The following is a 26947-nucleotide window of genomic DNA, read 5'->3' as shown; positions in this document are numbered from 1 at the left end:
CAGATAAAATTATTCAGATCCATCTATTAAATTTTGTGGATTAGTATGTTGCCCAGTATTTGGATCAATTGATTCAGCTAATAATTCGCCAACTCGAGTTATGCTTTCTGGCTCTAGTACAGAATTAAGTTTGATATGGTTAGATTCAAACAAATTGATAACGGTTGAGCCGAGTTTGAATTTTCCCATTTCTTCGCCTTTTTTCAGATAGACTGCACCTGTCTTATCTTTTCCTGGGTAAGTCCAGCGTTTGATAATCCCTTCCCGTTCATTATTGACGCAGCCACACCAACTAGTATCTATACTTCCGACAATGGTTGCTCCTATTAAAATTTGTGCCATTTTCCCAACGCGCGTGTCAAAAATACAGATTAGACGCTCATTGCGGGCAAAAAGATTGGGCACGTTTGTTGCAGTTAGTTGGTTAACGGAAAAGAGATCACCAGGAACATAAATCATTTCAGTTAGTAAACCGTCGCAAGGCATATGGACACGATGGTAATCACGTGGAGATAAGTAAGTAGTTACAAACGTCCCATTACGAAATTTATCGGCCAATAGATGATTACCGGCTAATAATGCCTCTAAACTGTAAGAATGACCTTTAGCTTGTAAGATCTGATCATCTACAATTAAGCCTAATTGGCTTATTACACCATCAGCAGGTAGAGCAAGTTGATTGTTGCCTACAACAAGAGGGCGAATATTTTCTTTTAATGGGCGAGTAAAAAATTCATTAAAGGTAGAATAAGCTGAAAATTCGCTTTCTTTTGCTTCTGTCATATCAACTTTATAAAATTTAGCAAAAAGCTTAATCATTAACTGAGTAAATCCAGCCGCTTTTTGCTCTGCCAGCCAACCAGCTAATTGTGTTAGCCCTTGTTTTGGTAATAGATATTGTAGTTTAATCTTTATTTTTTCCAGCACATTAACCTCTAGTCTGATTCTAATGTTATTGGGTTGTAATCAAAAAAAGATAGCCATTGTACCTATGCTTTTTATGAATTCCATGGTTATATTTATAACTATTTATTATCTATAAAAGGTCTACGTGGTTTTATTTGTTCCATGCCTGCTAAAATACGATGATAGTTTTCAAAACGTGATTTTGTTATTTTTCCAGCAGTTACTGCCTCTAGCAAAGCGCATCCAGGATCATCTAAATGCTTACAATCACGAAATTTACAGTATCCCAAGTATTGCCTAAATTCGACAAACCCTTTAGTTATTTGTTCCTTTGTCAGATGCCATAAGCCAAATTCACGAATACCTGGTGAATCGATAAGATCGCCTCCTTTAGCAAAATGGTAAAGACGCGCAGTTGTTGTTGTATGCTGACCTAATCCTGAATTATCAGATACTTGGTTGATTAAAATTTTTTCTTCATTATTAGGTAGTAAGTTATTTATCAAACTAGACTTACCAACACCAGATTGCCCGACAAAAATAGATATTTTTCCTATAAGGAGCTCAATAAGTTTATCTATTCCTTCATTAGTATGGCTAGAAACCTCTAAAACTTCATAGCCAATATTATGATAAAGTTTTATTACTTTACTAATCTCTTTCCTGTTCTCTTTATCGAGCAGGTCAATTTTATTTAAAATAATAATTGGTGCAATATTAAGTGTTTCGCAGGCAACCAAATAACGATCAATAATATTTAACGATAATTGAGGTAAGATGGCTGAGACAATGATCGCTTGGTCGATATTAGCCGCGATTGGCTTGAGTCCGTCATAGTAATCGGGGCGAGTCAAGATGGATGATCGTTCATAGACTGCTTCAATGACACCGTTAACTTTTATATCAGATTGCTGATATAGCGCAGGACGCCAAATAACACGATCACCTGTGACTAATGAATGGATTGTTCGACGAATATTGCAGCGTTGAATGTCACCTTCATTTGTTTCGATATCTGCATGCTGACCAAAACGGCTAATAACTAACCCGTCTTGAGGAATGCCAAGTTGATTATCATCAATATCTTGCTGGGATTGTTTTTTTAGCTTAGTTTGATGGTTTGCATGTATTCGGCGTTGTTGGCCTTTGGTAAATTTCTTTTTAGCCACCTGACCTCACTAGTTTTATTGGTTTGTTGATTGCATTCATTATCAAAAGTTATCATAGTTGTGCTTTTAAGAAGCTATCATACACTAAGTATTGCATGCTTTCAGTTTAGAATGGAACCCAGGATATAACATGGTCAATCGAGAGAACAATTTGATTTGGATAGATTTGGAAATGACAGGATTAGATCCAGAACAGGATCGTATCATTGAGATCGCAACAATCGTCACTGATTCCAATCTAACTATTTTATCCGAAGGGCCAGTGATTGCCATTCATCAATCGGCGCAACAGTTATCTCTTATGGATGAGTGGAATGTTAAAACGCATACTGAAAGTGGGCTGATTGATAGAGTTAAATCTAGTCAATATGATGAAAAAAAAGCAGAGTTAGCCACAATAGCTTTTTTAGAAAAATGGTTACCTAGGGGCGTTTCACCTATTTGTGGTAATAGTGTTGCTCAAGACCGACGTTTTTTATTCAAATATATGCCTGAGTTGGAAAAATATTTCCACTATCGTTATTTAGATGTCAGTACCCTAAAAGAGCTGGCTCGCCGTTGGAAGCCTGATATATTGCCCGGTTTTACAAAAAGGAATACCCATCAGGCTTTAGAAGATATACGGGAATCTATTGCAGAACTAGTTTATTATCGCCAACACTTTATCAATCTTTAAGTCGAGTTATTATTATGCTGATTATGAGCGATTTGCTGTTTTAATCAGCATTTAGATTAAAAATAGATTTTTTATGGCTAAAAGTACTTGTCTGTTCGGCAATTTTTCGTATAATTCGCAACCCATGGTGATTGGTAATATTGTTGTTATAAATATGCGGGAATAGCTCAGTTGGTAGAGCACGACCTTGCCAAGGTCGGGGTCGCGAGTTCGAGTCTCGTTTCCCGCTCCAAATTCTCCTTTATCGTAATCAACTTAAAAGTCTGTGATATAATTTATTGTTTTTTTTCATATTTTTCATTCTGTCAGCTTCTTCTTCACTCAAAGTTTAGTGGCCATTTATACCTATTTTGTTGGTGAATTTTATTTTTCTGTTTTGAATTTTATTTAATTATAAGAATAAAATTTTTTGTTGCACTCTGATAAAAAGCGTCTATTTTTAAATAGGAGATTAGCTACCAAAAGAAGTCATATTCTTGTTCCATAGTCAACAATTATATAGCTAGTCGAGATAAAATTTATTTGAAAAATCGGGCACATAGGACTTGCAAATCGTATCTGCTAGGCATAGAATTCCACTCCCCCAATTTTGAAGTAGGTGTTACGGCATATACTTTATCAGTGAAGTGAACCATGTGGTGTCATTCTTGGCAGGGAAATTGTTTTAGTATTTAAAATGTATTTTAGGTGAATAGATGTTGTTATCTACATTAATCTTAGAAATTTTATGGCTAAAGCTGCTACATTTTCTTAGTTAAAATGTTTTAATAACTTATTCATTTACAATTGAATTTTGGTTATGGCACGCAGTGTCTCCTTTGCTTTGTTGCACAGAGTTATCCACAGGCAAATACATTTTTTATCGCTATCACTATTGTTGCTTTTCTTCATAAATATCATTTAACCTATTGAAAATACTGTAAAAAATATTTATATTTTTTGATGGTTGATTATATAATTATTTTTCATGGTCAATGCATTTTTATTTTATACACAAGTAAAATTGAAGTATCTAACTCTTGAAAATATTAATGTTAAAAACCAGATATTGCAGACAAGACGCTATTATTATTTTGATAATGTTTTTACTGATAACGAAAATGTTATTTTATTGATATATTTCAAGGTGTAACTATCTAAAACAATATAATATTTTTTTACTAGCGGGTATTTATTTATGTTTCGATATATAGCACCTGTTTAGTCATGTAAAAAAGCTACTCTCAATTAAATAACTTTAATTGTTTAACACAAGAAAATTTCATAATGTTATTTAATGAAGTTTTATCTACTAATTATTTAGCAACAATATTACATAAAAAACATTAACTTTTTGAAATTAATCAAAAATTTCATATGTTTGTTTTTTATATAAATTTGTTCACTTCAAATGATAGAATATTGGTAAAAGTAAGTAACTGAAAAAGATTAACTAGTTAAATCATAAACATATGATGTAAGTAATATTGCTAAAAATAACATTAAATATCGCTATAATAGTCGGTAAGTAATAGTATTTTATGATATATTTTATGAGTTAAACTATTAAATAAAAAATTACAAAAAATGGCAATATTTTTATGAAAGAACTTATATTATTGCTTGCTAATGAAAAAGCAACAATAGCTTTAGGGCATCGTTTAGCTCATCTTTGTCAGCAATCTTTTATTCTTTATTTGTATGGCGATTTGGGCGCCGGGAAAACGACTTTTAGTCGTGGTTTTTTGCAAGGTTTAGGTTACCAAGGACATGTAAAAAGTCCAACTTATACGTTAGTTGAATCGTATTTATTGGCTCCTAATCCCGTTTACCATTTTGATTTATATCGTTTAACTGATCCTGAAGAGCTTGAATTTATGGGTATTCGTGATTATTTTGATTGGCAGGCCATATGTTTAGTGGAGTGGCCAAAAAAAGGTGAAGGGATATTACCATGCGCTGATCTTGAACTCTATCTATCATATGACAATAATGCAAGACAAGCACGCTTTGTCGCGTTATCAACATATGGGGAAACGTTATTAGAAAAATTGTCGTAATAGGAATACTAATCATGATGACGACTTCGATGATTAATATAATAAAAAGATGGCAAACTCATGTATTTTTTTTATTAATGACAATGATACTACATAACAACTTATTGTTGTCTAGTGCACAGGCTGCAACTTTATCCAATATTCACGTCAATGATAATTTATCAGAAGCAAAAGTCACTTTACACTTTGCTGCAGGTAATCCAGAGTACCGTTTTTTTCCACTCCATGAACCTGAGCGTTTAGTTATCGATTTCCGTCAATCTGATCAGGTAACTGGATTGCCAATGAAGTTTATAAATAATAATTTGGTTAAAGGGGTTCGTACTAGTCAGCCTCCGAATAGTCAGTATCAACGTATTGTTATCGAACTGGCAAATGCAGTGACAGCAAGTGCGGTAGTTGAACAAATAAATCATCATTATCAAATAGTTTTTACCTTAAAGAATAGTCATGCTGGCGCATCACAGCCTCAGATATCTCAGCCAACAACTGAAGTAATCAATAAATCGTTAGCAATTAATTCACAAACTGAGAAAAAGTTAGCCAATTACTCTCCAGCCCCCTCAATATATAAAAATTTACCTAAAGGAACCCGGCAAGTTGTCGTGGCAATTGATGCTGGGCATGGTGGTAAAGATCCCGGCGCAATTGGGCAAAATGGTCATCGAGAAAAAAATATAACAATGAGTATCGCGCGTAAATTAGAGAACTATTTAAAAGCGGATCCGATGTTTAAGCCGGTGATGACTCGCAATGGCGATTATTTTATTTCTGTAGCGGGCCGTTCAGAAGTGGCACGACAAAAAGCAGCTGATATGCTCGTTTCAATTCATGCTGATGCAGCACCTAATAATCGTGCTCGAGGTGCTTCTGTTTGGGTTCTTTCCAATCGAAGAGCGAATAGTGAATTGGGTAATTGGCTTGAACAACATGAGAAGCAATCTGAATTATTAGGTGGTGCAGGTGATGCATTAGCTAATGGTGCAGATCCATATCTTAGCCAAGCTGTTTTAGATTTGCAATTTGGCAATTCCCAGCGTGTAGGTTATGCTGTCGCGGTAAAAGTACTAACAGAATTAAATAAAATTGGTAATATCCATAAATATGATCCGGAGCATGCCAGTCTTGGGGTACTTCGTTCTCCTGACATTCCATCTATTCTTGTGGAAACAGGTTTTATTAGTAATATTTCTGAAGAACGTCTTTTAGTTTCTGATGATTATCAGGAACGTTTGGCAATAGCTATTCATCAAGGATTACGTAATTATTTTATCCTGCACCCCTTACAAGCAGCGCCAAAATGATGGAATACCGCAGAGGTCATTATGTCAGCAATACAAATTCTTTCTCCTCAGTTAGCTAATCAAATTGCTGCGGGTGAAGTTGTTGAACGTCCATCATCGGTTGTGAAAGAGTTAGTCGAAAATAGTCTTGATGCTGGCGCCAGTCGTATTGATATTGAAATTGAGCGTGGTGGTGCAAAACTCATTCGTATTCATGACAATGGTAGTGGTATAGCCAAACAAGATTTAACACTAGCGTTGGAGCGACACGCTACTAGCAAAATAGCTACGTTAGAAGATCTTGCCGCTATTATGAGTATGGGGTTTAGAGGAGAAGCGCTGGCTAGTATTAGTTCTGTTTCTCGTTTAATACTAACTTCACGCGTCGAAACACAAACAGAAGCCTGGCAAGCTTATGCTGAAGGGCGTGAGATGAATGTTACGTTAAAACCGGCTGCTCACCCAATAGGAACAACAGTTGAAGTTCTTGATCTGTTTTATAATACGCCAGCTCGCCGTAAATTTTTACGTACTGAGAAAACCGAATTTAGCCATATTGATGAGGTGGTACGTAGAATCGCCTTAGCGCGTTTCGATGTTGCAATTAACTTGCACCATAATGGTAAATTAGTGCGCCAGTATCGTGCGACAAAGGGTGAAGAACAATATGAACGACGTCTGGCTGCTATTTGCGGTAGTACTTTTATGCAAAATGCGCTGCAATTATATTGGCAACATGGTGATTTAGCAATTAAAGGCTGGATCACTAATCCCTATTTAGGTAAGACTGCTGAAATTCAATATTGTTATGTTAATGGTCGCATGATGCGTGATCGATTAATTAATCATGCCATTCGCCAGGCCTATGCTGATCGTCTGCCAGAAGAGCAGCAAGCTGCTTATGTTCTTTATTTAACAATTGATCCTCATCAGGTTGATGTGAATGTTCATCCAGCCAAACAGGAAGTTCGTTTTCACCAAGCAAGATTAGTTCATGATTTTATCTATCAGGGTGTGAATACGGTATTAAGCCAACAACAAAACCAAAAACAATTTAATCAAGTCGCTGTTAGTTCAAAACAGGAAACTCATCCTGTTTTAGGATTGCAAAATCGGTTAGCTGCCGGTGAAAATTTTTTCGCCTCAAATGATTCAAAACCGCATTTAGTTGTAGAAGAGCAAAAAGCGCAAGCAATAACAGAATTAAATGCAACTAGCCAAATTTCGCCATCGGAAACGACGGCATTTTCTTGTTACAACAATGGAAAAATCGCTAAAAAAATCTATAACAAAAAACAGGGCGAGCTTTATCAGCAATTGATGCAAAATGAGCCATGTAAACAAGAAAAAATCCCACTTTTTCCAGAACGAAACCCCATAGAAACTGAAAAATTAGCAGTAAAATCGATTGTTGTTGAAAAAAATGATAGAAATTATACATTTGGTAAAATATTAACGATTTATTCTAAAAATTTCGCATTTATTGAATCATCATTTGGCATAGGTTTGTTATCATTAGCGGAAGCTGAGCGATATTTGAAACGAAGTCAATTAATTCCTACTGACCAAGGATTAAAATCTCAACCTTTACTTATACCAATAAAACTTGCATTAACAGAAAAGGAAATTGAAACTTTTTATCGAGTAAAGGTATTATTAACTACATTAGGTTTTGACATTAATATTTCTCATAACAAAGCAACAATTAGGGCTGTATCTTGTCCCTTGAGATCGCAAAATTTGGCTGAATTATTTCCAAAGCTGTTGGAATATCTTGCTCAAAATTCTTCTTGTCAGGTTAAGGAATTAGTTGTTTGGTTAGCAGATCATTTAGTAAATGAAAAGCAAGTGTGGACGGTTGCACAAGGGGTACAGTTACTAGCGGATCTTGAGCGAGTTCACCCTGAATTAGTTAAAGAACCACCGAAAACATTACTACAACTAATTGATTTTGAATCGTTGATAACGGCTTTAACCCATGAGTAAACAGATTTTTCAACCTAAACCGCAAGCGATTTTTATAATGGGACCAACGGCGTCGGGAAAGACAGCATTGGCAATGGCATTGCGTCAAAAATTACCTGTTGAAATAATTAGTGTAGATTCTGCGTTAATATATCGCGGCATGGATATAGGAACAGCGAAACCAACACTGGAAGAGCAACAAATTGCTCCACACCGATTAATTGACATTTTGGATCCTTCACAATCTTATTCTGCGGCAGATTTTCGCCGTGATGCTTTAACAGAAATGGAAAAAATTGTTGCTTCAGGTCGTATTCCCTTACTCGTTGGAGGGACTATGCTATATTTTAAAGCGTTGCTAGAGGGGTTGTCACCCTTACCCGCAGCCGATGTTACAATTCGGGCAGAAATTGAAATGCAAGCGAAGCAATCTGGTTGGAAGGCAATTCATAAACGTTTGCAAGAGGTTGATCCTATATCGGCAGCTAGAATCCATCCTAATGATCCGCAGCGCTTGTCTCGAGCCTTGGAGGTTTTCTTAGTTTCTGGAAAGAACCTGACAGAATTGACTAAAATTGTAGAGGCAGAATTACCTTATAATGTGTTACAGTTTGCGATTTCACCACAAGAACGTAAAATTCTTCATCAACGTATCGAGATGCGTTTTCTACAAATGTTGAATGCAGGTTTTGAGGATGAAGTTAGTGCTCTTTATGCTAGGGGGGATCTCCATCAGGATCTACCTGCGATTCGTTCCGTTGGTTATCGTCAGATGTGGTCATATTTGTCTGGTGAAATCAACTATGATGAAATGGTTTATCGTGGTATATGTGCAACACGTCAATTGGCTAAACGTCAAATTACATGGTTAAAAGGATGGAAAAACGTGCATAGACTTGATAGCGATGATATTAAGGGAGCTCTTAACACAATATTGCATCTTATTAGTGCATAGGTTTGCTATTTATGTACAATTGATGGTAAAGGCACAATTTTTTGAGTAGTTAATTTTTTCGAACCATAAAGGTTCTTAGTTAAAAACAACAAAATAAGGAAAATAGAGAATGGCTAAGGGGCAATCTTTGCAAGATCCGTTCCTAAACGCGTTACGTCGTGAAAGGGTTCCGGTTTCCATTTATTTGGTCAATGGCATCAAATTACAAGGTCAAATCGAATCATTTGATCAATTTGTTATTTTACTGAAAAACACAGTAAGCCAAATGGTATATAAGCATGCTATTTCTACTGTAGTACCTTCTCGTCCTGTATCTCACCATAGTAACCAAGGGGGTAATACAGGCCTAGGTAATTACAATACAGGTAATGTGGCAGTTCCACAGGATAGTGATGCGACTGAATAATTCAGTTAATTGTCTGAACAAAAAAATACAGATAAAGGGAACTTTATCTGTATTTTGCCTGTTTGGTATTTTTTAAGTCTAAGGAGTTGTGCTTTTGTTTGACAGACATGAAGGTGGGGAATTAGCTGTTCTTGTGCATGTTTTTTTCTCTAATGAAAAAGATACTGAAAACCTCATTGAATTTGAATCATTAGTCATCTCTGCGGGCATCAAGCCAGTACAGATAATCACAGGTAATCGCAAATCACCACAGGCTAAATATTTTGTTGGCGAAGGTAAAGCGGAAGAAATTGCGGCAGCGGTTAAAGTTAGTAATGCCGATGTGGTTCTTTTTGATCATACTTTAAGCCCTGCCCAGGAAAGAAATCTTGAGCGATTATGTCAGTGTCGAGTTATTGATCGTACGGGTTTAATTTTAGATATATTTGCACAGCACGCTCGAACCCATGAAGGTAAACTACAAGTTGAATTAGCTCAGTTAAGGCATATTTCTACCCGTTTGGTCCGTGGCTGGACTCATCTTGAACGACAAAAAGGCGGGATCGGCCTGCGTGGACCTGGTGAAACTCAACTTGAAACGGATCGTCGATTGATCCGAGGTAAAATTCGGCAAATCCTTTCTCGGTTGGCTAAGGTTGAAAAACAGAGAGCAGGGTAGACAAGCTAGAAGTAAAGCGGGTATTCCCACCATATCATTGGTAGGTTACACTAATGCAGGTAAGTCTAGTCTGTTTAATCAAATGACAAAGTCTGAAGTGTATGCGGCAGATCAATTATTTGCGACGTTAGATCCTACATTACGGCGTATTGATATAGATGATGTTGGAGCGGTAGTGTTGGCTGATACTGTCGGTTTTATTCGTCATCTTCCTCACGATCTTGTTGCGGCATTTAAAGCAACATTGCAGGAAACACGTGAAGCCAGTTTATTATTACATGTTGTCGATGCTGCGGATAACCGTATGGAAGAAAATATCCAAGCAGTTGAAAGTGTATTAGAGGAAATTGAGGCTAATGAAATTCCAGCACTGTTAGTCATGAATAAAATTGATATGTTGAATGGATTTACCCCCCGTATTGATCGCAATGAGAATAATGTCCCTATTCGGGTCTGGCTCTCAGCCCAAACAGGTGAAGGAATTCCATTATTATTACAGGCGCTGACAGAACGTCTTTCTGGTGAAATTGCACACTATGAATTGCGTTTACCGCCAGAAGCGGGTCGTTTGCGCAGTCGGTTTTATCAACTTCAGGCAATCGAATATGAAGAAATGGATAAAGATGGCAGTATCATGCTTGAAGTGAAGCTGCCGATTGTTGACTGGCAAAGGCTTTGTAAGCAAGAACAACCTTTACTTGAGTACATTGTTAAGTCAACACATTAAATGTGGTCAATAGATTGAACAAATTAAGAGTAAATATATTTGCTCTTAGCCCTGAAAAACCAATCATAACGAATGGAGCTATAACATGGCGTGGAATCAGCCCGGTAATAACGGACAGGACCGCGACCCGTGGGGAAGCGGCAATAGCGGCAACTCCAGTGGTAATAAAGGTAATCGGAAAAAAGGAACAGTTGATCTTGATGATCTGTTCCGCAAGTTAAGTCGCAAACTTGGTGGTTTAGGTGGGAATAATAAAGGTAGAAATGGTTCGAGTAATCAAAATGGCGTCAATATAAACGGCCGTTTTATCGCTATTATTATTGCAGCAATGGTTATTATTTGGGCTGCAAGTGGTTTTTATACGATAAAAGAGAGTGATCGTGGCGTTGTTTTCCGTTTTGGTAAATATAGTCATACTGTTGAACCGGGTTTAAATTGGAAGCCGAATTTTATTGAAAAAGTCATTCCGGTTAATGTTGAAACCATACGTGAACAAGCGACTAGCGGTATGATGTTAACTTCGGATGAAAATGTTATCCAAGTTGAAATGAACGTCCAGTATCGAGTCACAGATCCGGCTCAATATTTATTTAATGTTACTAACCCGGATAACAGTTTACGTCAGGCAATAGATAGCGCAGTACGTGGAATTATCGGTCAATCAGCAATGGAACAGGTGTTGACAACGAAACGCGCCTTTATCCGTGATGAAACACAAAAAGAGTTAGAAAATACGATAAGACCTTATAATATGGGTATAACAATATTAGATGTTAACTTCCAGGCTGCTCGTCCACCGGAAGCGGTTAAAGCGGCATTTGATGATGTTATTGCAGCACGAGAAGAAGAACAGAAGACCATTCGTGAAGCGCAAGCTTATCGTAATGAAGTCCTGCCATTAGCAAAAGGTAATGCGCAGAAATTGATTGAAGAGGCAACAGCTTATAAGTCCAGTGTGGTTTTCAAGGCTGAAGGTGAAGTGGCCAGTTTTGCTAAAATGTTGCCGGAATATCGAGCAGCTCCTCAAATTACTCGTGAGCGTTTATATATTGAGACAATGGAGCGAGTGCTAGGTAATACGCGTAAGGTTATTGTTAACGACAAGAGTAATAGTATGTTAGTGTTACCGTTAGAACAAATTCTACGCAATAGCAACCAAAATAAAGTAGCAGATGTACAAAAAATAACGCCACCAAAAGTTATTCAGCAATCGGATATTTCTACTGAATCGCCTTATTCGTATAGCTATGGTACGCGGGATAATGCTCGGGGCAGTAATTCAGCTCGTGTAGGGAGACAATAATCATGCGTAAATCAGTGATTGTTATTATTGTTGCTGCATTAGTTGTGTTGTATATGTCAATTTTCACAGTTCAACAGACCGAAAGAGGCATCATTTTACGCTTTGGTAAGGTTGTACGTGATGGTGATAATAAACCTATTATTTATGAGCCAGGCTTGCATCTCAAAATACCATTTATTGAAACGGTAAAAATGTTGGATGCTCGTATTCAGACATTGGATGTTCAGGCAGATCGCTATCTGACTAGAGAAAATAAAGATTTAATGGTTGATTCTTATTTAAAATGGCGAATTACTGATTTTAGTCGTTACTATGTTGCGACCGGTGGCGGTAATCCTTATCAAGCTGAAACCTTACTGAAACGTAAATTTAGTGATCGCCTGCGTTCAGAATTTGGCTGTTTAAATGTGAAAGATATTATTACTGATTCTCGCGGGCGCTTGACTGTCGATGTACGTGATGCACTTAATAAAGGTTCAGATACTGAAGCGACAAAAGAGGCTGATCAGGCTATTGCCTCGGCAGCAGCCCGTTTTGATAAAGAGATCAAAGGTAATTCGCCAGTTGTGAATCCAAACAGTATGGCGGCATTAGGGATTGAAGTGGTTGATGTTCGTATCAAACGTATTGAATTGCCAAGTGAAGTTTCGGAAGCGATATATCAGCGTATGCGTGCTGAACGAGAGGCGGTAGCGCGTCAGCATCGTTCACAAGGTCAAGAAGAGGCAGTGAAGATCCGTGCAGCAGCAGATAAAACTGTGACTGAAACATTGGCAGAAGCGGAGCGCACTGCGTTGAGATTACGCGGTGAAGGTGATGCGATGGCGACCAAGCTATTTGCTGATGCATTTAATCAAGATCCTGATTTCTATGCTTTCATTCGTAGCTTGCGGGCATACGAGAAGAGTTTTAGTAAAAATGGTGATGATGTGATGGTATTAAGTCCAGATACAGATTTTTTCCGCTACATGCGAGCACCAACTAAACAAAGAGCGGTACAGTGATCATTTAAAAGATAAGCAAAATGATTGCCAAATGACTCTGGATAAGCCCGCATTAGGCGGGCTTTAATGTGTTAAGATTGTGATGAAAAGAGGTATTGGTATTATAAAAATTGCTGGCAGCTAATGTTTGAAATGGTAGAATTCTTTTTTAAGCAATCGAGTGAATTTTGAAATGGGTAAAAACGTTGTCGTATTAGGTACTCAGTGGGGTGACGAAGGTAAAGGCAAAATAGTCGATTTACTAACTGAACGCGCTAAGTATGTTGTTCGTTATCAAGGTGGCCATAATGCTGGTCATACGCTTGTGGTAAATGGTGAAAAAACTGTACTCCATCTTATCCCATCAGGTATTCTGCGTGAAAATGTTATAAGTGTCATTGGCAATGGTGTAGTGTTAGCACCTGATGCATTAATGGATGAAATGAAAAAGTTGGAAGCGCGTGGCGTGCCAGTGCGTGAACGTCTCAAAATTTCAGCGGCTTGTCCATTAATCTTGCCCTATCATGTTGCTTTAGATAATGCGCGTGAGAAAGCGCGCGGCGCAAAAGCGATAGGCACGACAGGCCGGGGCATTGGACCTGCATATGAAGATAAAGTTGCCCGCCGTGGAATACGTGTCGGTGATTTGTTTAATAAAAAAACATTTCCAGCCAAACTTAAAGAAATTGTTGATTACCATAATTTTCAATTAGTGAATTATTATAAAGCGCCTGCAATCGATTACCAAAAAACATTAGATGATATTATGGTTATTGCCGATATTTTGACGGCGATGACCGTTGATGTTGCTGATTTGTTATATAAAGCACATCGAAAAGGTGAATTAGTGATGTATGAAGGGGCACAGGGGACATTACTGGATATTGATCATGGTACTTATCCCTATGTGACTTCATCAAACACAACGGCGGGGGGCGTAGCTACTGGCTCTGGCTTAGGTCCGCGCTATATTGATTATGTTTTAGGCATATTGAAAGCTTATTCTACCCGTGTTGGTGGTGGTCCTTTCCCAACCGAATTATCCGATGAAACGGGCGAATACCTGCGTGAAAAAGGGCAGGAATTTGGTGCAACAACCGGTCGTTGCCGCCGTACCGGCTGGTTAGATATTGTTGCTATTAATCGAGCTGTTCAAATCAATTCGCTTTCTGGTTTCTGTTTAACTAAATTAGATGTATTAGATGGTTTAGATGAAGTGAAACTTTGTATTGCATATCGCAAACCAGATGGAACTGAATTGACAATAACACCATTAGCGGCAGAGGAATGGGAAGGTTTAGAGCCAATATATGAGACATTACCAGGCTGGAGTGAAAGTACTTTTAGGGTAAAAGAATATAATCAATTACCTAAAGCAGCAATTGATTATATTAAACGGATTGAGGAATTAACCGGCATCCCGATAGATATTATTTCCACCGGGCCTGATCGTGCTGAAACAATGATATTACAAGATCCTTTTGATGCATAATTTTACCCCTAAATACTATCGCTCAATGAGTGACGCCTGAACATTCAGGCGTTATTTTTATATCTACTAATTCATGTTACCAAAATTACTGATCAATTTTGCTTAATAGGATAAAAATTTACATAATAGATATAACTTAATGAATTAATGTAAAAAAAGTGTCCTTTCATTTTTGTTTTATAACTAGAGGTTGATGTGCAGTTAACAAGTTTTACAGATTATGGCTTAAGAGCATTGATTTATATGGGGTCATTACCTAAGGATAAAATGACTAATATTACTGAAGTCACTAATGTTTACGGTGTCTCACGTAACCATATGGTAAAAATTATTAATCAATTAAGCCGAGTTGGACTTGTTGCTGCGGTGAGAGGGAAAAATGGGGGTATTTATTTGGGCAAGCCAGCTGAACAGATCCGAATTGGAGAGGTTGTTCGTCTGTTAGAGCCCCTAGCATTAGTCAATTGCTGTAGTGATTATTGCCATATTACTTCTGCTTGTCGATTAAAACAGATATTAAATCAAGCGATTGATCATTTTTTAAGTGAATTAGATAAATATACACTGGCTGATCTAATAAAAAATAACGAGCCACTGTATAAGTTACTGTTAAAATAAACAATAGACCTAATGTATTTGTAGCTATATTAATCGATATGGTAGCGGAGGTGGATGATGGCAAAAGATCCATATAAAGACCGAGAGGCAGAGAAATATCATTCACCAATTGCAAGTCGTGAATATATCTTAGAGGTATTAGCAAAATTTACCACGCCTGTGAGTCGACAGGAAATTGCCCGAATATTAAAGTTAACCAAAGAAGAAGAGTTAGAGGCCTTGCGGCGCCGTTTACGTGCTATGGAACGTGATGGACAATTGGTATTTACTCGCCGCCAATGTTATGCCTTACCTGAACGTCTTGATTTACTCAAAGGTACTGTTATTGGCCATCGTGATGGTTTTGGTTTTTTACGTGTAGAAGGTCAAAAAGAGGATTTTTACCTTTCTTTGGAAGAAATGAAAAAAGCGCTGCATGGGGATGTTGTGCTTGTCCAACCATTGGGCAAAGATCGGCGAGGACGTACAGAGGTTCGCATTGTTCGAGTACTCGTTCCACGCAATAATCATATTGTAGGACGTTATTTTTTAGAATCTGGCATGGGATATGTAGTCCCTGATGATAGTCGTCTATCTTTTGATATTTTGATCCCTAAAGAACAGGTTAACGGTGCTAGGATGGGAAATGTGGTTGTCGTTGAGATGACAACCCGGCCAGCACGGCATACTCAGGCAGTAGGCAATATTGTCGAAGTATTAGGCGAAAGCATGGGTACTAACATGGCGGTAGAGATTGCATTAAGAACCTATGAAATTCCTTATCGTTGGCCGCCACAAGTTGAGAAACAAGTTGCTGATTTGTCGGAACAGATCCCTGCGTCGGCAAAAAAAGGGCGAGTAGATTTATGCCATCTACCTTTAGTCACGATTGATGGTGAAGATGCCCGGGATTTTGATGATGCAGTTTATTGTATGCCGAAAGAAGACGGTGGTTGGTGCTTATGGGTCGCAATTGCAGATGTTAGTTATTATGTAAGGCCACAAACGGCGTTGGATAATGAAGCGGTTAGTCGAGGAAACTCAGTCTATTTTCCATCACGGGTGATCCCCATGTTGCCTGAAATTCTTTCTAATGGATTATGTTCATTAAACCCTGAAGTCGAAAGGCTTTGCATGGTATGTGAAATACAGTTATCGCCGCAAGGACAAATTACCTCATCTAAATTCTATGAAGCGGTGATGCGTTCCCATGCCAGGTTGACTTATACCAAAGTCTGGAAAATTTTACAAGGTGATGAACAATTACGTCAACATTATCAAGATCTAGTGCCACATTTAGAACAACTTCATCAACTATATAAAGCGTTAGATAACGCGCGTGTGAAACGAGGGGCTATCTCCTTTGAATCTGAAGAAGCAAAATTTATTTTTAATGCAGAAAAACGCATTGAGCGGATAGAGCCGGTTGAACGGAATGATGCGCATAAATTAATTGAAGAATGTATGATTTTAGCAAATATCGCTGCTGCACGTTTTGTTGAGCGGAATAAAGAACCTAGCTTGTACCGTGTCCATGATAGGCCCAAACAAGAGAGCATTGTAAACTTACGAACGGTATTTAGTGAATTGGGCTTAACATTACCAGGGGGTATGAAACCACAGCCGGCTGATTATGCTAAAATCATGGACGAAGTAGCTGAACGTCCGGATCATGAATTGCTGCAAACGATGATTTTGCGTTCAATGAAACAGGCTATTTATGATCCTGAAAATAGAGGACATTTTGGCTTAGCATTGAAATCTTATGCCCATTTCACTTCACCGATTCGTCGTTATCCTGATTTAGCCCTACATCGTTCGATTAAATATCTTTTATCTTCACAACATGGAAACAATCAACATCGTTCGACGCCAACCGGTGGTTGGCATGCTGATACCCATGAAATGTTGCAATTAGGTGAGCATTGTTCAATGACAGAACGGCGGGCTGATGAAGCAACGAGAGATGTTGCTGATTGGTTGAAATGTGATTTTATGCAAGATCAAGTTGGCAATGTATTTACTGGCATTATCACCAGTGTTACAGGTTTTGGCTTTTTTGTCCGTTTAAAAGATCTTTTTATTGATGGTCTAGTGCATGTCTCTTCACTGAATAATGATTACTATCGTTACGATAATGTAGGACAACGACTTATTGGTGACTCTTCGGGCATGGTTTATCGTCTTGGTGATGAGGTTGAAATTAGTGTTGAAGCGGTACATATGGATGAACGCAAGATCGATTTCGCGTTGATATCAACTTTACGTAAGGCGAAAAATCCAGGTAAGACAGCAAAAGAAAAAGCCAAAAAGCAATTTAAAAAAGCAATTTCAACTAATAGCCAACTAAATCACAGCCAAGACAAAAATTTTGACCCCAATAGTGTATTGGTTAAACCTAATAAGAACGGCAGCAAGAACGCTAAAAAAGCAGATAAGAAAGGGAAAAAAATTTCTGATAAAAGCAAAAAAATTGCTGCAAAATTGAAAGTAAAAAAGGCACTCAAAAAAGCACAAAAAAAATCTTAGCTATTTTTATTAATGATCCTTTTCATCGGCAATGGTTGACTATCTTTAACCGTTATTAACTAATCGATAAATTTATGAGTGAAATTATTTATGGTATTCATGCAGTGCAAGCACTGCTGGAACGCGATCCTTCGCGTTTAAAACAAGTTTATGTACTCAAAGGGCGTGCAGATAAACGTTTATTGCCAATTATCCATCAACTTGAAAAGTTGGGCGTTATTATCCAGTTAGCTAATCGTCAATGGATGGATCGGCAGACAGAAAACGCTGTTCATCAGGGTATTATTGCTCAGGTAAAACCTGGACGGCAATATCAAGAAAGTGATTTAGATATTATTATTTCTCAGGTGCAATCACCCTTTTTGCTTATATTGGATGGTATTACCGATCCACATAACCTAGGTGCTTGTTTACGTAGTGCAGAAGCCGCCAGTATTGATGCGGTTATTGTGCCAAAGGATAAATCTGCTCAGCTTAATGCTACCGCTAAAAAAGTTGCCTGTGGCGCAGCAGAGAGTATGCCATTAATTCGGGTTACCAATCTTGCGCGGACATTACGTCAACTGCAGCAGCAGCATATCTGGATTGTTGGTACCGCAGGTGAAGCCGATCATACGCTATATGACAGTAAATTAACCGGCGCTATTGCATTAGTGATGGGGGCAGAAGGTGAAGGTATGCGTCGATTAACAAGGGAACATTGTGATGAGCTGATTAGTATTCCAATGGCAGGAGTGGTTTCGTCTTTAAATGTTTCTGTTGCGACGGGGGTTTGTTTATTTGAAGCAGTGCGTCAACGGCGTCGTCAGTGAAAAAAATGAGATCATTGATAATATTGCTCAGATTACAGTCCTCAATTCAATGTAGGATAGATGATGATTTAATCTAATGCTTGAGTTTTAACTAAAGGATAGGTATAGTTACGCGTCAATTTTTCAGCCGCAATTAAATAAGTTCCTTGCCTCCATGGGATGCGGTTGACCCTGACAGGAGGCTGATTAATCCGTAAGGAGCAAAACTCATGCGTCATTACGAAATCGTTTTTATGGTTCACCCGGACCAAAGCGAGCAAGTTGCAGGTATGATTGAGCGTTATAGTAGTTCTATTACCGAAGCGCAAGGTCAAATCCATCGCTTGGAAGACTGGGGTCGCCGTCAATTGGCTTATCCAATCAATAAATTGCACAAAGCACACTATGTTCTGATGAATGTTGAAGCGCCGCAAGAAGTGATTGATGAGTTAGAAACAAACTTCCGCTTCAATGATGCCGTTGTCCGCAGCATGATTATGCGTGTTAAGCATGCGGTTACTGAAGCTTCTCCAATGGTTAAAGCCAAAGACGATCGTCGCAGTCGTGATTTGGTTGATGAAGACCTGGAAGGAATTGAGGGAGCTGAGGATTCTGAAGAGTAATTTTGGTTGTGAATACTAACCGCTTGGTGCTGTCAGGCAAAATCTGTAATGCACCGATAAGAAAAGTCAGTCCAGCTGGAATTCCTCACTGTCAGTTTGTGCTCGAACATCGTTCACAGCAGCAGGAGGCCGATTTTGATCGGCAAGTATGGTGTAGAATAACTATCATCGCCAGCGGACAAAAATTACAACAGTTTACTCACAGTATAACGGTCGGTAGTCGGATCACTGTTATAGGTTTCATTAGTAGCCATCAGGGCGCTAATGGCTTGAATAAATTAGTGCTTCACGCCGAGCAGATTGAATTGATAGATTCTGGAGACTAGCCAAATGGCACGTTATTTCCGTCGTCGTAAGTTCTGCCGTTTCACAGCGGAAGGCGTTCAAGAGATTGATTATAAAGATATCGCAACGCTAAAAAACTATATCACTGAAAGTGGTAAAATTGTACCGAGTCGTATCACTGGTACTCGAGCAAAATACCAGCGTCAGCTCGCTCGTGCGATCAAGCGCGCGCGTTACCTGTCTCTGTTGCCATATACTGATCTTCATCAGTAATTGGTATGGTCCATTAACGACTTAGAGAGGATAAGGTAATGGAAATTATTCTACTGGATAAAGTAGCAAACCTGGGTAGCCTGGGTGATAAAGTTGATGTTAAAGCGGGCTATGCTCGTAACTATTTAGTTCCTCAGCAAAAAGCTGTTCCTGCAACTAAAAAGAATGTTGAATTTTTTGAAGCACGTCGTGCCGAATTAGAGGCTAAATTAGCCGACGTTTTGGACACTGCAAAAGCGCGCGCCGAGAAAATTAATTCATTAGCAACAGTAACCATCGCTTCTAAAGCTGGTGATGAAGGTAAACTGTTTGGTTCGATCGGGACTCGTGATATTGCTCAGGCAGTCACTGCTGCCGGTGCCGAGGTTGCGAAAAGCGAAGTTCGCTTACCAAATGGTGTATTACGTACTGTTGGTGAACACGAAGTTCATTTCCAAGTGCATAGTGATGTATTTGCAAAACTGAATGTGAATATTATTGCTGAATAATTGCTTTCCGATTATTAAGCACAAATAAAAACCCCAGCATTGGCTGGTGTTTTTATTTCTATTTTTGCTGTTTAAATCAGCGCTGCGATCAATTAATCGTATAAAATTAACAACTTTACTTTAGTATATCTATTTCAGTTAAAGAAATTTTAGCTGGTTGTAGATAATTTTAATTCATGCAACTGTCACTGTTAATCTATTATCATTTATAAATATTATTTTAGGAATAAAGCCTTTTTTTCAAATTAAAGGCCAATCTGTCGGTTTTTAGTATTATAAAATTAATGAATTGATATAAAATTATAATATTATTTTTAACTAAATTTATTTTATACGGTTATTTACCCGTTTATTTGTGACTGATATTCTTTATTATTATTTAATAAATAGGTGCTGTTATGACAGATCAGGCATTTGATTCAATTGAAACTCAGGCAAGTTATGGTATTGGCCTTCAAGTTGGTCAACAGCTTTTAGAATCAGGCCTGGAAGGCATTCAGCCAGAAGCTTTACTTGCGGGCTTATGTGATGCATTACATAGTAAAACGCCGGTTGTTCCCATTCAAGCTCTGCATAGAGCATTACGTGAGATCCATGAGTGCGCGGAAGCGCAACGGCGTAAATTTCAGCAAGCGGCGGCAGTAGAGGGACAACAGTTTTTGGATAACAACCAGCAACGTGAAGAAGTCAAGACGACAGAATCAGGATTACAATTTATTATATTAAAACAAGGTGAAGGACCGATCCCGGCTAAAGCAGATCGGGTTCGTGTTCATTATACTGGTCGGTTAATTGATGGTACGATTTTTGATTGCTCAAGAGAACGAGAACAACCAGCAGAATTCCCTGTTAACGGTGTTATTCCTGGCTGGATTGAAGCGTTGACATTGATGCCTATCGGATCAAAATGGGAACTTTTTATTCCGCATAATTTGGCTTATGGTGAACGTGGTGCTGGCGCCGCTATTCCGCCTTTTAGCACGTTGATTTTCGAAGTTGAATTACTCGAGATTATATAATTAAGTTTTACTTTTCATCGAATTAGTTGGTTGATAAACAAGCTAATTCGATAAATAATCTATGCCGTTTTCCGAGATATATTATGCTTGAGCAACTATGTGATTTGGCAAAAGAAGCGGGTAGAGCAATTATGACTATCTATGAAAGTGGACAACAGCTTTCTGTTAAGCATAAAAAAGATAGTTCACCGGTGACTGAAGCCGACCTCATTGCCCACCAAATTATTAAAACTGGATTGGCAAGAATAACACCGCACATTCCGTTACTCTCTGAAGAAGCTCCTCCGGCTTGGCACGAGCGTTGTCATTGGGAGTGCTATTGGTTAGTGGATCCACTTGACGGAACAAAAGAGTTTATTCAAAGGAATGGTGAATTTACCGTCAATATTGCTTTGATCAAATCTGGTTCTCCTGTTATGGGGATTATTTATGCGCCAGCAAAAAATATACTTTATGCTAGTGAGCAAGGTACAGCGTGGAAAATAGAAGAGGGTGTAAAACAATCACTTCATGTTGCTAATGGCTATCCCCCGCTGATTGTGATTAGCCGCTCTTATCAGGATAAAGAATTAATCGATTATTTAGCGCAAATGGGGCAGCATGAAGTTATGGAGATGGGTTCTTCATTAAAATTCTGCCTCATCGCTGAAGGTAAAGCACAGCTTTATCCGCGATTTGGACCCACTCATATCTGGGATACTGCTGCCGGACATGCGATCGCCCAGGCGGCAGGCGCTAAAGTGACAGATTGGTATGGTAGAACACTAAACTATTCTCTCAGAGAATCATTTATTAATCCGGGATTTAGAGTATCAATATTCTGATGGTTTAATTAATTATTTTTTAATTGTTCCTCAATCACTTTGATAACTTTGTTTGTCTCTTCAGATGTTAGTGCGCCATCTTTAGCAAATAATACGTTACCATTTTTATTTAATACGATGATAGTAGAACTCTTGGGTTTTAGCTGCCAGGTTTTTTTAACTACACCATTATTATCAACAATGATTTGAGAAAACGGGAATTCACGCTTGCTGTCTTCAATACTACTGCGGACAAAAAAACCGGTTCCAAGAATTGTATCATCAGTATTTATTATTGTCGTTGTCTGATATTTTTTCTGATCAAATTTCTTTTGTTTAATTGCCTCTATTAATGACTCATTGAGTTCTTTAGCGGAAAGACGCCCGGCAATATGTAGAATCGTTCTTACTTTGCCAACAAGTTCTTTGCTACTCCAATCTTGATAAATCAATTTACCATTTTCGTTCAACAGAAGTTCACCTCGATCGGTAACAGTTACGGTAGGCACTGGCTTATTGACTTCTAATGTAGCAGTTAATGCAGAGATAGGGAGAATTAACAAAATTACTATTGCTATGATCTTTTTTAACATAGTGCTCCTCATTAATTTTTTCTAAACTGATTATTGATGATTGTCATCGTTTATTAGCATAGTCAATCTTAAATATAATGTCTTTGCTACAGAAAGCTGCTAAAGCACATACAACAAAAGTTGTTAAGACATCAAATGAAAAATATTGTAATGATTATTCAAAGCTATTTTATCAGTTATCATGTTATGTAAAATCGTTAAATCTTATTGGAAAAGGAGAACTAAAGCTTGTCACGAGAGTCTATGACTATAAAATGTGTCATGAATCACATTTTTGTGACTTCAAGATCAACAAAGTGGAGGAAAAAGTTGAATGAAGATTTTTCACCGTTACAACCCACTGAAGATTGCGCGTTACGTCAAAATATTATTTCGTGGTCGATTGTATATCAAAGATATGGGAGTATTTGAATTTGACAAAGGAAAGATATTACCCCCTAGAATTAAAGATAAGCGGCATTTCCACATAATGAATGAAATCAATAAAGAAGTCCTTATCCTCCAGACAGAAATAGGTTAACCCGTCTGATAAATTGTGCGCCACATCCTCAGTGGCGCAAATAAAAATATCAACTCATCATGACCTAACTGGTTTTAATAAATAAGTTTTGCTATAGCTCGGATTAGCAAAAAATATTTTAACATACCTCCTCACTTTACTCGCTGCATGTTAGATTTGATGTTTACGTATGGCATTTCATTTTGTGACCGGTATTTGATAATTTGGTGTTGGCTATGCGAGCAGCGATGTTTTAATTACGATAAAGATTACAATTTTGTATAAAATTAAATTTAAGTGTACATTTTTGTTAAAAAATTGAAGTAGTATATACAACTTATCAGCTTATCAACACTAGTTGATGGAACATATCAATCTCAAAGAAGAGAAAGGTTTTCTCCTATGCAAAAAACTGTGTTAGCACTACTTATTAGTCTGTCTGCTCTGACAGGCTCTTCCTTTGTTGTTGCCAAAGGCGTTACTTACGGCGAACAAAAAATCACATTGTCTGATTCCATTTCTCCGGGTAATGATTTTTATCAGTATGTTAATCAGGATTGGATAACCCATGCAGAAATCCCAGCTGGAATGTCACGAATTAATTCCTTTGTTGAGTTATATCTCAAAACAGAAAAACAGTTGCAAGCACTGATAAATAAACTTGAAGTTCAACCGCAAAGTGAGCTTAATCATAATCAACGCAATATTCGTAATCTTTATCGTAGCTATTTAAATGAAACAGCCGTTGAAAAAGCAGGTTTAACGCCGGTACAAAATGCACTTAATGCTATCAAGCAGGCAAAAACTCATGCTGACATTACTAATCTAATGGCAAAACCAGGTTATATGCCATTTATTTCCTATTGGGTAGGATTGGATGCAAAAGTACCTGATACTTACGTTCTTTATCTGGGGCAAGGCGGCTTAGGCTTACCTAATAGAAATTACTATCTGGATAACACTAAACAGATGGAGACTATCCGTCAGGATTATGTCGCTTATATTGCCACTATTTTACAATTAGCGGGAGAAAAAGAAACGCAGTTAAAGGCTAAGCAAATTTTTGCATTAGAAAAATCGTTGGCAAAAGTACATTGGACACCAGAGGCTGAACGTGACACGTTGAAAAATTATCATCCAATGTCGCTTAGTCAACTAAAAAAGTTTACGCCAGATTATCAATGGCAGGGTTTTATTCAACAATGGAAACTGTCAGATGAACAGCTAGCGAAAGTTATCGTAGAAAATGACAGTGCAGTTGAGCAATTGGCAAAAATATTGGCGCATACACCGATATCTACCCTGCAAGACTACTTATTTTTCCACTATCTGAGTAGTACAGCCAATTACTTGAATCAAGCTTTTTCTGATGCTCGATTTAATTTTTATTCAAGCCGATTAAATGGTATTAAACAGCAGCGGTCACGTAAAGAACGGGCATTAGAAGTCGTTAATAAACTACAAGGGGAGCCATTGGGGCAACTTTATGTTGCAACTTATTTTGATCCTGATGCTAAAAATAAGATCCAAAATTTGGTGAGCTATGTTAAAGGGACTTTTAAAACCCGTTTGCAAAATAATGACTGGATGGATAAACAAACCCGTCAGGAAGCACTAAAAAAACTTAACCAATTTACAGTCAAAATTGGCTACCCAGAAAAATGGCATGATTTTAGTACGTTACACTTGCAACCAGATACATTATTCGACAATTATTTGCAAGTACAAAACTGGCTCTATCAAGATAATATGAGTCGGATCGGAGAAAAAGTCAGGAAGTGGGAATGGGGGATGACGCCACAAACAATTAATGCTTACTATAATCCCGTTCAGAATGAAATTGTTTTCCCGGCTGCTATTTTGCAAGCGCCATTTTTTGATCAAAATGTTGATCCTGCTTATAACTATGGTGCCATTGGTGCGGTGATTGGGCATGAAATGGGACATGGCTTTGACGATCAAGGTCGTCTTTATGACGGAAGCGGGCAATTAAGAAACTGGTGGTCAGCAGCTTCACAACTGCATTTTGAAGAAAAAACTGCCAACCTTATTAAACAGTATAATGGGTTTAAAATTGATGGTTTAACGGTTAACGGTAAACTGACCCTAGGTGAGAATATTGGTGATCTCGGTGGGTTAAATATTGCCCTCAATGCTTATAAGCAATTTTCTAAAGAACATTATCCCAATGGTGAACCACCGATTATCGATGGAATGACGGGTTTACAACGCTTCTTTATTGCCTGGGCAAGAACTTGGCGGGAGTTAGCCAATAAAGAGTCCGAGCGTAATAAGATTATGACTGATCCCCATAGTCCGAATCCTTATCGTGCCAACGGCGTGGTACGTAATATGGATGATTGGTATACAGCCTTTAAGGTAGAAAAGGAGCATAAGCTTTATCTGGCGCCTAAAGAGAGGATCCATATCTGGTAGACTTCAATATCAGGCTCTATAGTATAGAGCCTGATAAACTTGCTGCTTTTGGGTAATAACATTAGTAAGCACTTCATTTGTATAATCGCGAACATAAATTATATGCGACATTCAACAATGAGGTGAATTAATAATGGATAAATCAATCACCGTTGCCTGTGTACAGGCAGCTCCGGTATTTATGGATTTGGCAGGAACTATCGATAAAACTATCGATTTAATAAAAGAAGCGGCAAGTAAGGGGGCGGAATTAATTGCTTTTCCGGAAAATTGGCTACCTGGCTATCCCTGGTTTCTTTGGTTGGACTCACCCGCAGCATTAACCCCACTGGTTTATCAATATTATCAAAATTCTTTAGTATTAGACAGTGATCAGGCAAAGCGTATCGCTTCGGTGGCTAGAGAGAATAATATTTGGCTGCTATTGGGTCTGAGTGAAAAAGATCATGGTACCCTTTATATGGCTCAATGGCTTATCAGTAATACGGGTGAAACGATCGGTGTGCGGCGAAAACTTAAACCGACCCATGTTGAGCGCACTCTATTTGGTGAAAGTGATGGTTCATCGCTAAAAACATTTACTACTCCGTTAGGCATAATAGGTGCGTTGTGTTGTTGGGAACACATTCAACCGTTAACGCGTTATGTTATGTATGCTCAGCATGAGCAAATTCATATTGGGTCTTGGCCTAGTTTTAGTATTTATCGCGATGCAACAGCTGCTTTGAGCCCTGAAGTTAATATCGCGCTTTCACGCGCCTATGCAGTAGAAGGGCAGTGTTTTGTTATTGCGCCATGTGCCACTGTGTCAGAGCAGATGATTGAACAGTTATGTACAGATGAGACTAAGCGGAACTTGTTAAAAGCAGGTGGTGGTTATGCGCGTATATTTGGCCCAGATGGCAGTGAGCTAACAGCACCGTTGGCAGAAAATGAGGAAGGATTACTGTTGGCTACGCTTGAACCTGCCGCAATTACCTACGCCAAAGCAATTGCTGATCCGGTCGGCCATTATTCACGTCCAGACGTGACTTGTTTACTGTTTAACCCTGCGGCTAATCGTCCGTTAACAACTAAAATGGCTTCTTATACTGTCCTAAATGATACAAAACAGATTGCATTACCAGGGAGTGAGGAAATTCAGGCTAATTAGCATATTCAGACTATTATCTGAACAGATGTAATGATGAATTCTAATATATCCACTTGATCGCATGTAGCTGTTTAAACAGTGATATAATTACCAAAATTTGTGGTTATTTGGTAATTATTTTTTCAGCCTACCCTCTATTTATATCCCTATCTAAACTTTTTATGGTAAGAAAATTTTTCCATTTCGTTTTTTCGAAAGAAAGTTGCTATTTTTAATAAGGTATTTGGTACATAAATTTTGGCTTAACGGTATAAAAATAAATAACCAATAGTGCTATTAGTTAAAAATGTTTTAGC

General features: G+C 38.0%; 25 protein-coding genes, 1 tRNA gene and 1 pseudogene. 23 read left to right on the top strand and 4 right to left on the bottom strand.

Annotated features, from left to right (window positions below; all coding sequences use genetic code 11):
• Positions 1 to 9 precede the first annotated feature (9 nt).
• Both asd and rsgA read right to left on the bottom strand, forming a co-directional pair.
• Positions 10 to 927 (bottom strand): archaetidylserine decarboxylase, encoded by a 918-nt coding sequence (gene asd, locus H1X92_RS01480; protein WP_180558543.1) that lies wholly within the window; start codon positions 925 to 927, stop codon positions 10 to 12.
• Positions 928 to 1025: 98 nt separating this feature from the next.
• On the bottom strand, positions 1026 to 2075 hold the full coding sequence (rsgA, locus tag H1X92_RS01475) for a small ribosomal subunit biogenesis GTPase RsgA (protein WP_180558542.1): 1050 nt from the start codon (positions 2073 to 2075) through the stop codon (positions 1026 to 1028).
• A 130-nt stretch (positions 2076 to 2205) separates the two neighbouring features.
• On the opposite strand from rsgA, the gene orn reads away from it, so the two are divergent.
• The 14 genes and pseudogenes from orn to rlmB all read left to right on the top strand — a co-directional run bounded on the left by orn (position 2206) and on the right by rlmB (position 18500).
• Positions 2206 to 2751, top strand: a complete 546-nt coding sequence (orn, locus tag H1X92_RS01470; protein ID WP_180558541.1) for an oligoribonuclease — start codon at positions 2206 to 2208, stop codon at positions 2749 to 2751.
• A 156-nt stretch (positions 2752 to 2907) separates the two neighbouring features.
• A tRNA-Gly gene (locus H1X92_RS01465) sits at positions 2908 to 2983 on the top strand.
• A gap of 1348 nt (positions 2984 to 4331) precedes the next feature.
• The gene (gene tsaE / locus H1X92_RS01460) at positions 4332 to 4790 is read left to right on the top strand and encodes a tRNA (adenosine(37)-N6)-threonylcarbamoyltransferase complex ATPase subunit type 1 TsaE (protein WP_180558540.1); all 459 of its coding nucleotides are present in this window, start codon (positions 4332 to 4334) and stop codon (positions 4788 to 4790) included.
• A 14-nt stretch (positions 4791 to 4804) separates the two neighbouring features.
• Complete coding sequence (gene amiB, locus H1X92_RS01455; RefSeq protein ID WP_180558539.1) at positions 4805 to 6094, top strand: N-acetylmuramoyl-L-alanine amidase AmiB; 1290 nt, start codon at positions 4805 to 4807, stop codon at positions 6092 to 6094.
• 21 nt (positions 6095 to 6115) lie between these two features.
• The gene (gene mutL / locus H1X92_RS01450; RefSeq protein ID WP_180558538.1) at positions 6116 to 8059 is read left to right on the top strand and encodes a DNA mismatch repair endonuclease MutL; all 1944 of its coding nucleotides are present in this window, start codon (positions 6116 to 6118) and stop codon (positions 8057 to 8059) included.
• Positions 8052 to 8993, top strand: coding sequence for a tRNA (adenosine(37)-N6)-dimethylallyltransferase MiaA (miaA, locus tag H1X92_RS01445; protein WP_180558537.1), 942 nt, complete (start codon positions 8052 to 8054; stop codon positions 8991 to 8993). The genes mutL and miaA overlap by 8 nt, the downstream gene beginning before the upstream one ends.
• A gap of 109 nt (positions 8994 to 9102) precedes the next feature.
• Entirely contained in the window at positions 9103 to 9399 is a 297-nt protein-coding gene (hfq, locus tag H1X92_RS01440; RefSeq protein ID WP_026821863.1) for an RNA chaperone Hfq, read from the top strand.
• Between the two features lie 94 nt (positions 9400 to 9493).
• Positions 9494 to 10784: pseudogene (gene hflX, locus H1X92_RS01435) on the top strand (ribosome rescue GTPase HflX).
• Between the two features lie 85 nt (positions 10785 to 10869).
• Positions 10870 to 12087 (top strand): FtsH protease activity modulator HflK, encoded by a 1218-nt coding sequence (gene hflK / locus H1X92_RS01430; RefSeq protein WP_180558536.1) that lies wholly within the window; start codon positions 10870 to 10872, stop codon positions 12085 to 12087.
• Between the two features lie 2 nt (positions 12088 to 12089).
• On the top strand, positions 12090 to 13091 hold the full coding sequence (hflC, locus tag H1X92_RS01425; RefSeq protein ID WP_180558535.1) for a protease modulator HflC: 1002 nt from the start codon (positions 12090 to 12092) through the stop codon (positions 13089 to 13091).
• 172 nt (positions 13092 to 13263) lie between these two features.
• On the top strand, positions 13264 to 14562 hold the full coding sequence (locus H1X92_RS01420) for an adenylosuccinate synthase (protein ID WP_180558534.1): 1299 nt from the start codon (positions 13264 to 13266) through the stop codon (positions 14560 to 14562).
• A gap of 195 nt (positions 14563 to 14757) precedes the next feature.
• On the top strand, positions 14758 to 15180 hold the full coding sequence (gene nsrR / locus H1X92_RS01415) for a nitric oxide-sensing transcriptional repressor NsrR (RefSeq protein WP_180558533.1): 423 nt from the start codon (positions 14758 to 14760) through the stop codon (positions 15178 to 15180).
• 57 nt (positions 15181 to 15237) lie between these two features.
• Positions 15238 to 17688, top strand: coding sequence for a ribonuclease R (gene rnr / locus H1X92_RS01410; RefSeq protein WP_180558597.1), 2451 nt, complete (start codon positions 15238 to 15240; stop codon positions 17686 to 17688).
• 74 nt (positions 17689 to 17762) lie between these two features.
• Positions 17763 to 18500, top strand: coding sequence for a 23S rRNA (guanosine(2251)-2'-O)-methyltransferase RlmB (gene rlmB / locus H1X92_RS01405; RefSeq protein ID WP_180558532.1), 738 nt, complete (start codon positions 17763 to 17765; stop codon positions 18498 to 18500).
• Between the two features lie 68 nt (positions 18501 to 18568).
• Here rlmB and H1X92_RS01400 read toward each other — a convergent pair whose 3' ends face one another.
• The gene (locus H1X92_RS01400) at positions 18569 to 18718 is read right to left on the bottom strand and encodes a hypothetical protein (RefSeq protein ID WP_180558531.1); all 150 of its coding nucleotides are present in this window, start codon (positions 18716 to 18718) and stop codon (positions 18569 to 18571) included.
• Between H1X92_RS01400 and rpsF the strand changes: the two genes are divergently transcribed.
• From rpsF to cysQ, 6 genes are all read left to right on the top strand, one after another.
• Entirely contained in the window at positions 18710 to 19102 is a 393-nt protein-coding gene (gene rpsF / locus H1X92_RS01395; RefSeq protein ID WP_180558530.1) for a 30S ribosomal protein S6, read from the top strand. The two genes, H1X92_RS01400 and rpsF, sit on opposite strands and share 9 nt — an antisense overlap.
• 8 nt (positions 19103 to 19110) lie before the next feature.
• The gene (priB, locus tag H1X92_RS01390) at positions 19111 to 19428 is read left to right on the top strand and encodes a primosomal replication protein N (protein WP_180558596.1); all 318 of its coding nucleotides are present in this window, start codon (positions 19111 to 19113) and stop codon (positions 19426 to 19428) included.
• Between the two features lie 4 nt (positions 19429 to 19432).
• Entirely contained in the window at positions 19433 to 19660 is a 228-nt protein-coding gene (rpsR, locus tag H1X92_RS01385; RefSeq protein WP_180558529.1) for a 30S ribosomal protein S18, read from the top strand.
• Between the two features lie 38 nt (positions 19661 to 19698).
• Positions 19699 to 20148, top strand: coding sequence for a 50S ribosomal protein L9 (gene rplI / locus H1X92_RS01380; protein ID WP_180558528.1), 450 nt, complete (start codon positions 19699 to 19701; stop codon positions 20146 to 20148).
• Between the two features lie 398 nt (positions 20149 to 20546).
• The gene (locus tag H1X92_RS01375) at positions 20547 to 21167 is read left to right on the top strand and encodes an FKBP-type peptidyl-prolyl cis-trans isomerase (RefSeq protein ID WP_180558527.1); all 621 of its coding nucleotides are present in this window, start codon (positions 20547 to 20549) and stop codon (positions 21165 to 21167) included.
• Positions 21168 to 21250: 83 nt separating this feature from the next.
• The gene (gene cysQ, locus H1X92_RS01370) at positions 21251 to 21991 is read left to right on the top strand and encodes a 3'(2'),5'-bisphosphate nucleotidase CysQ (RefSeq protein ID WP_180558526.1); all 741 of its coding nucleotides are present in this window, start codon (positions 21251 to 21253) and stop codon (positions 21989 to 21991) included.
• 8 nt (positions 21992 to 21999) lie between these two features.
• On the opposite strand, the gene H1X92_RS01365 is transcribed toward cysQ, so the two are convergent.
• Positions 22000 to 22563 carry a YtfJ family protein gene (locus tag H1X92_RS01365; protein ID WP_180558525.1) on the bottom strand — a complete coding sequence of 188 codons (564 nt, stop codon included), beginning with the start codon at positions 22561 to 22563 and terminating at the stop codon, positions 22000 to 22002.
• A 313-nt stretch (positions 22564 to 22876) separates the two neighbouring features.
• Between H1X92_RS01365 and H1X92_RS01360 the strand changes: the two genes are divergently transcribed.
• The 3 genes from H1X92_RS01360 to H1X92_RS01350 all read left to right on the top strand — a co-directional run bounded on the left by H1X92_RS01360 (position 22877) and on the right by H1X92_RS01350 (position 26651).
• Complete coding sequence (locus H1X92_RS01360; protein WP_180558524.1) at positions 22877 to 23083, top strand: DUF1107 domain-containing protein; 207 nt, start codon at positions 22877 to 22879, stop codon at positions 23081 to 23083.
• A gap of 381 nt (positions 23084 to 23464) precedes the next feature.
• Entirely contained in the window at positions 23465 to 25498 is a 2034-nt protein-coding gene (locus H1X92_RS01355; RefSeq protein ID WP_180558523.1) for a M13 family metallopeptidase, read from the top strand.
• Positions 25499 to 25631: 133 nt separating this feature from the next.
• Complete coding sequence (locus H1X92_RS01350) at positions 25632 to 26651, top strand: carbon-nitrogen hydrolase family protein (RefSeq protein ID WP_180558522.1); 1020 nt, start codon at positions 25632 to 25634, stop codon at positions 26649 to 26651.
• The last annotated feature ends 296 nt before the right edge of the window (positions 26652 to 26947 follow it).

The organism is Arsenophonus endosymbiont of Apis mellifera (genome assembly GCF_903968575.1).
Lineage (GTDB): Bacteria > Pseudomonadota > Gammaproteobacteria > Enterobacterales > Enterobacteriaceae > Arsenophonus > Arsenophonus apicola.
The sequence above is the reverse complement of the archived record's forward strand: the minus strand, read 5'-3'. Positions and strand labels throughout refer to the sequence as shown.

What these genes read in the sequence shown, in the direction of transcription:
- orn (WP_180558541.1), top strand. Translation starts at nt 2,206, where the DNA reads ATGGTCAATCGAGAGAACAATTTGATTTGGATAGATTTGGAAATGACA.
- tsaE (WP_180558540.1), top strand. Translation starts at nt 4,332, where the DNA reads ATGAAAGAACTTATATTATTGCTTGCTAATGAAAAAGCAACAATAGCT.
- amiB (WP_180558539.1), top strand. Translation starts at nt 4,805, where the DNA reads ATGATGACGACTTCGATGATTAATATAATAAAAAGATGGCAAACTCAT.
- mutL (WP_180558538.1), top strand. Translation starts at nt 6,116, where the DNA reads ATGTCAGCAATACAAATTCTTTCTCCTCAGTTAGCTAATCAAATTGCT.
- miaA (WP_180558537.1), top strand. Translation starts at nt 8,052, where the DNA reads ATGAGTAAACAGATTTTTCAACCTAAACCGCAAGCGATTTTTATAATG.
- hfq (WP_026821863.1), top strand. Translation starts at nt 9,103, where the DNA reads ATGGCTAAGGGGCAATCTTTGCAAGATCCGTTCCTAAACGCGTTACGT.
- hflK (WP_180558536.1), top strand. Translation starts at nt 10,870, where the DNA reads ATGGCGTGGAATCAGCCCGGTAATAACGGACAGGACCGCGACCCGTGG.
- hflC (WP_180558535.1), top strand. Translation starts at nt 12,090, where the DNA reads ATGCGTAAATCAGTGATTGTTATTATTGTTGCTGCATTAGTTGTGTTG.
- H1X92_RS01420 (WP_180558534.1), top strand. Translation starts at nt 13,264, where the DNA reads ATGGGTAAAAACGTTGTCGTATTAGGTACTCAGTGGGGTGACGAAGGT.
- rnr (WP_180558597.1), top strand. Translation starts at nt 15,238, where the DNA reads ATGGCAAAAGATCCATATAAAGACCGAGAGGCAGAGAAATATCATTCA.
- rlmB (WP_180558532.1), top strand. Translation starts at nt 17,763, where the DNA reads ATGAGTGAAATTATTTATGGTATTCATGCAGTGCAAGCACTGCTGGAA.
- rpsF (WP_180558530.1), top strand. Translation starts at nt 18,710, where the DNA reads ATGCGTCATTACGAAATCGTTTTTATGGTTCACCCGGACCAAAGCGAG.
- H1X92_RS01400 (WP_180558531.1), bottom strand. Translation starts at nt 18,718, where the DNA reads ATGACGCATGAGTTTTGCTCCTTACGGATTAATCAGCCTCCTGTCAGG.
- rpsR (WP_180558529.1), top strand. Translation starts at nt 19,433, where the DNA reads ATGGCACGTTATTTCCGTCGTCGTAAGTTCTGCCGTTTCACAGCGGAA.
- rplI (WP_180558528.1), top strand. Translation starts at nt 19,699, where the DNA reads ATGGAAATTATTCTACTGGATAAAGTAGCAAACCTGGGTAGCCTGGGT.
- H1X92_RS01375 (WP_180558527.1), top strand. Translation starts at nt 20,547, where the DNA reads ATGACAGATCAGGCATTTGATTCAATTGAAACTCAGGCAAGTTATGGT.
- cysQ (WP_180558526.1), top strand. Translation starts at nt 21,251, where the DNA reads ATGCTTGAGCAACTATGTGATTTGGCAAAAGAAGCGGGTAGAGCAATT.
- H1X92_RS01365 (WP_180558525.1), bottom strand. Translation starts at nt 22,563, where the DNA reads ATGTTAAAAAAGATCATAGCAATAGTAATTTTGTTAATTCTCCCTATC.
- H1X92_RS01360 (WP_180558524.1), top strand. Translation starts at nt 22,877, where the DNA reads ATGAAGATTTTTCACCGTTACAACCCACTGAAGATTGCGCGTTACGTC.
- H1X92_RS01355 (WP_180558523.1), top strand. Translation starts at nt 23,465, where the DNA reads ATGCAAAAAACTGTGTTAGCACTACTTATTAGTCTGTCTGCTCTGACA.
- H1X92_RS01350 (WP_180558522.1), top strand. Translation starts at nt 25,632, where the DNA reads ATGGATAAATCAATCACCGTTGCCTGTGTACAGGCAGCTCCGGTATTT.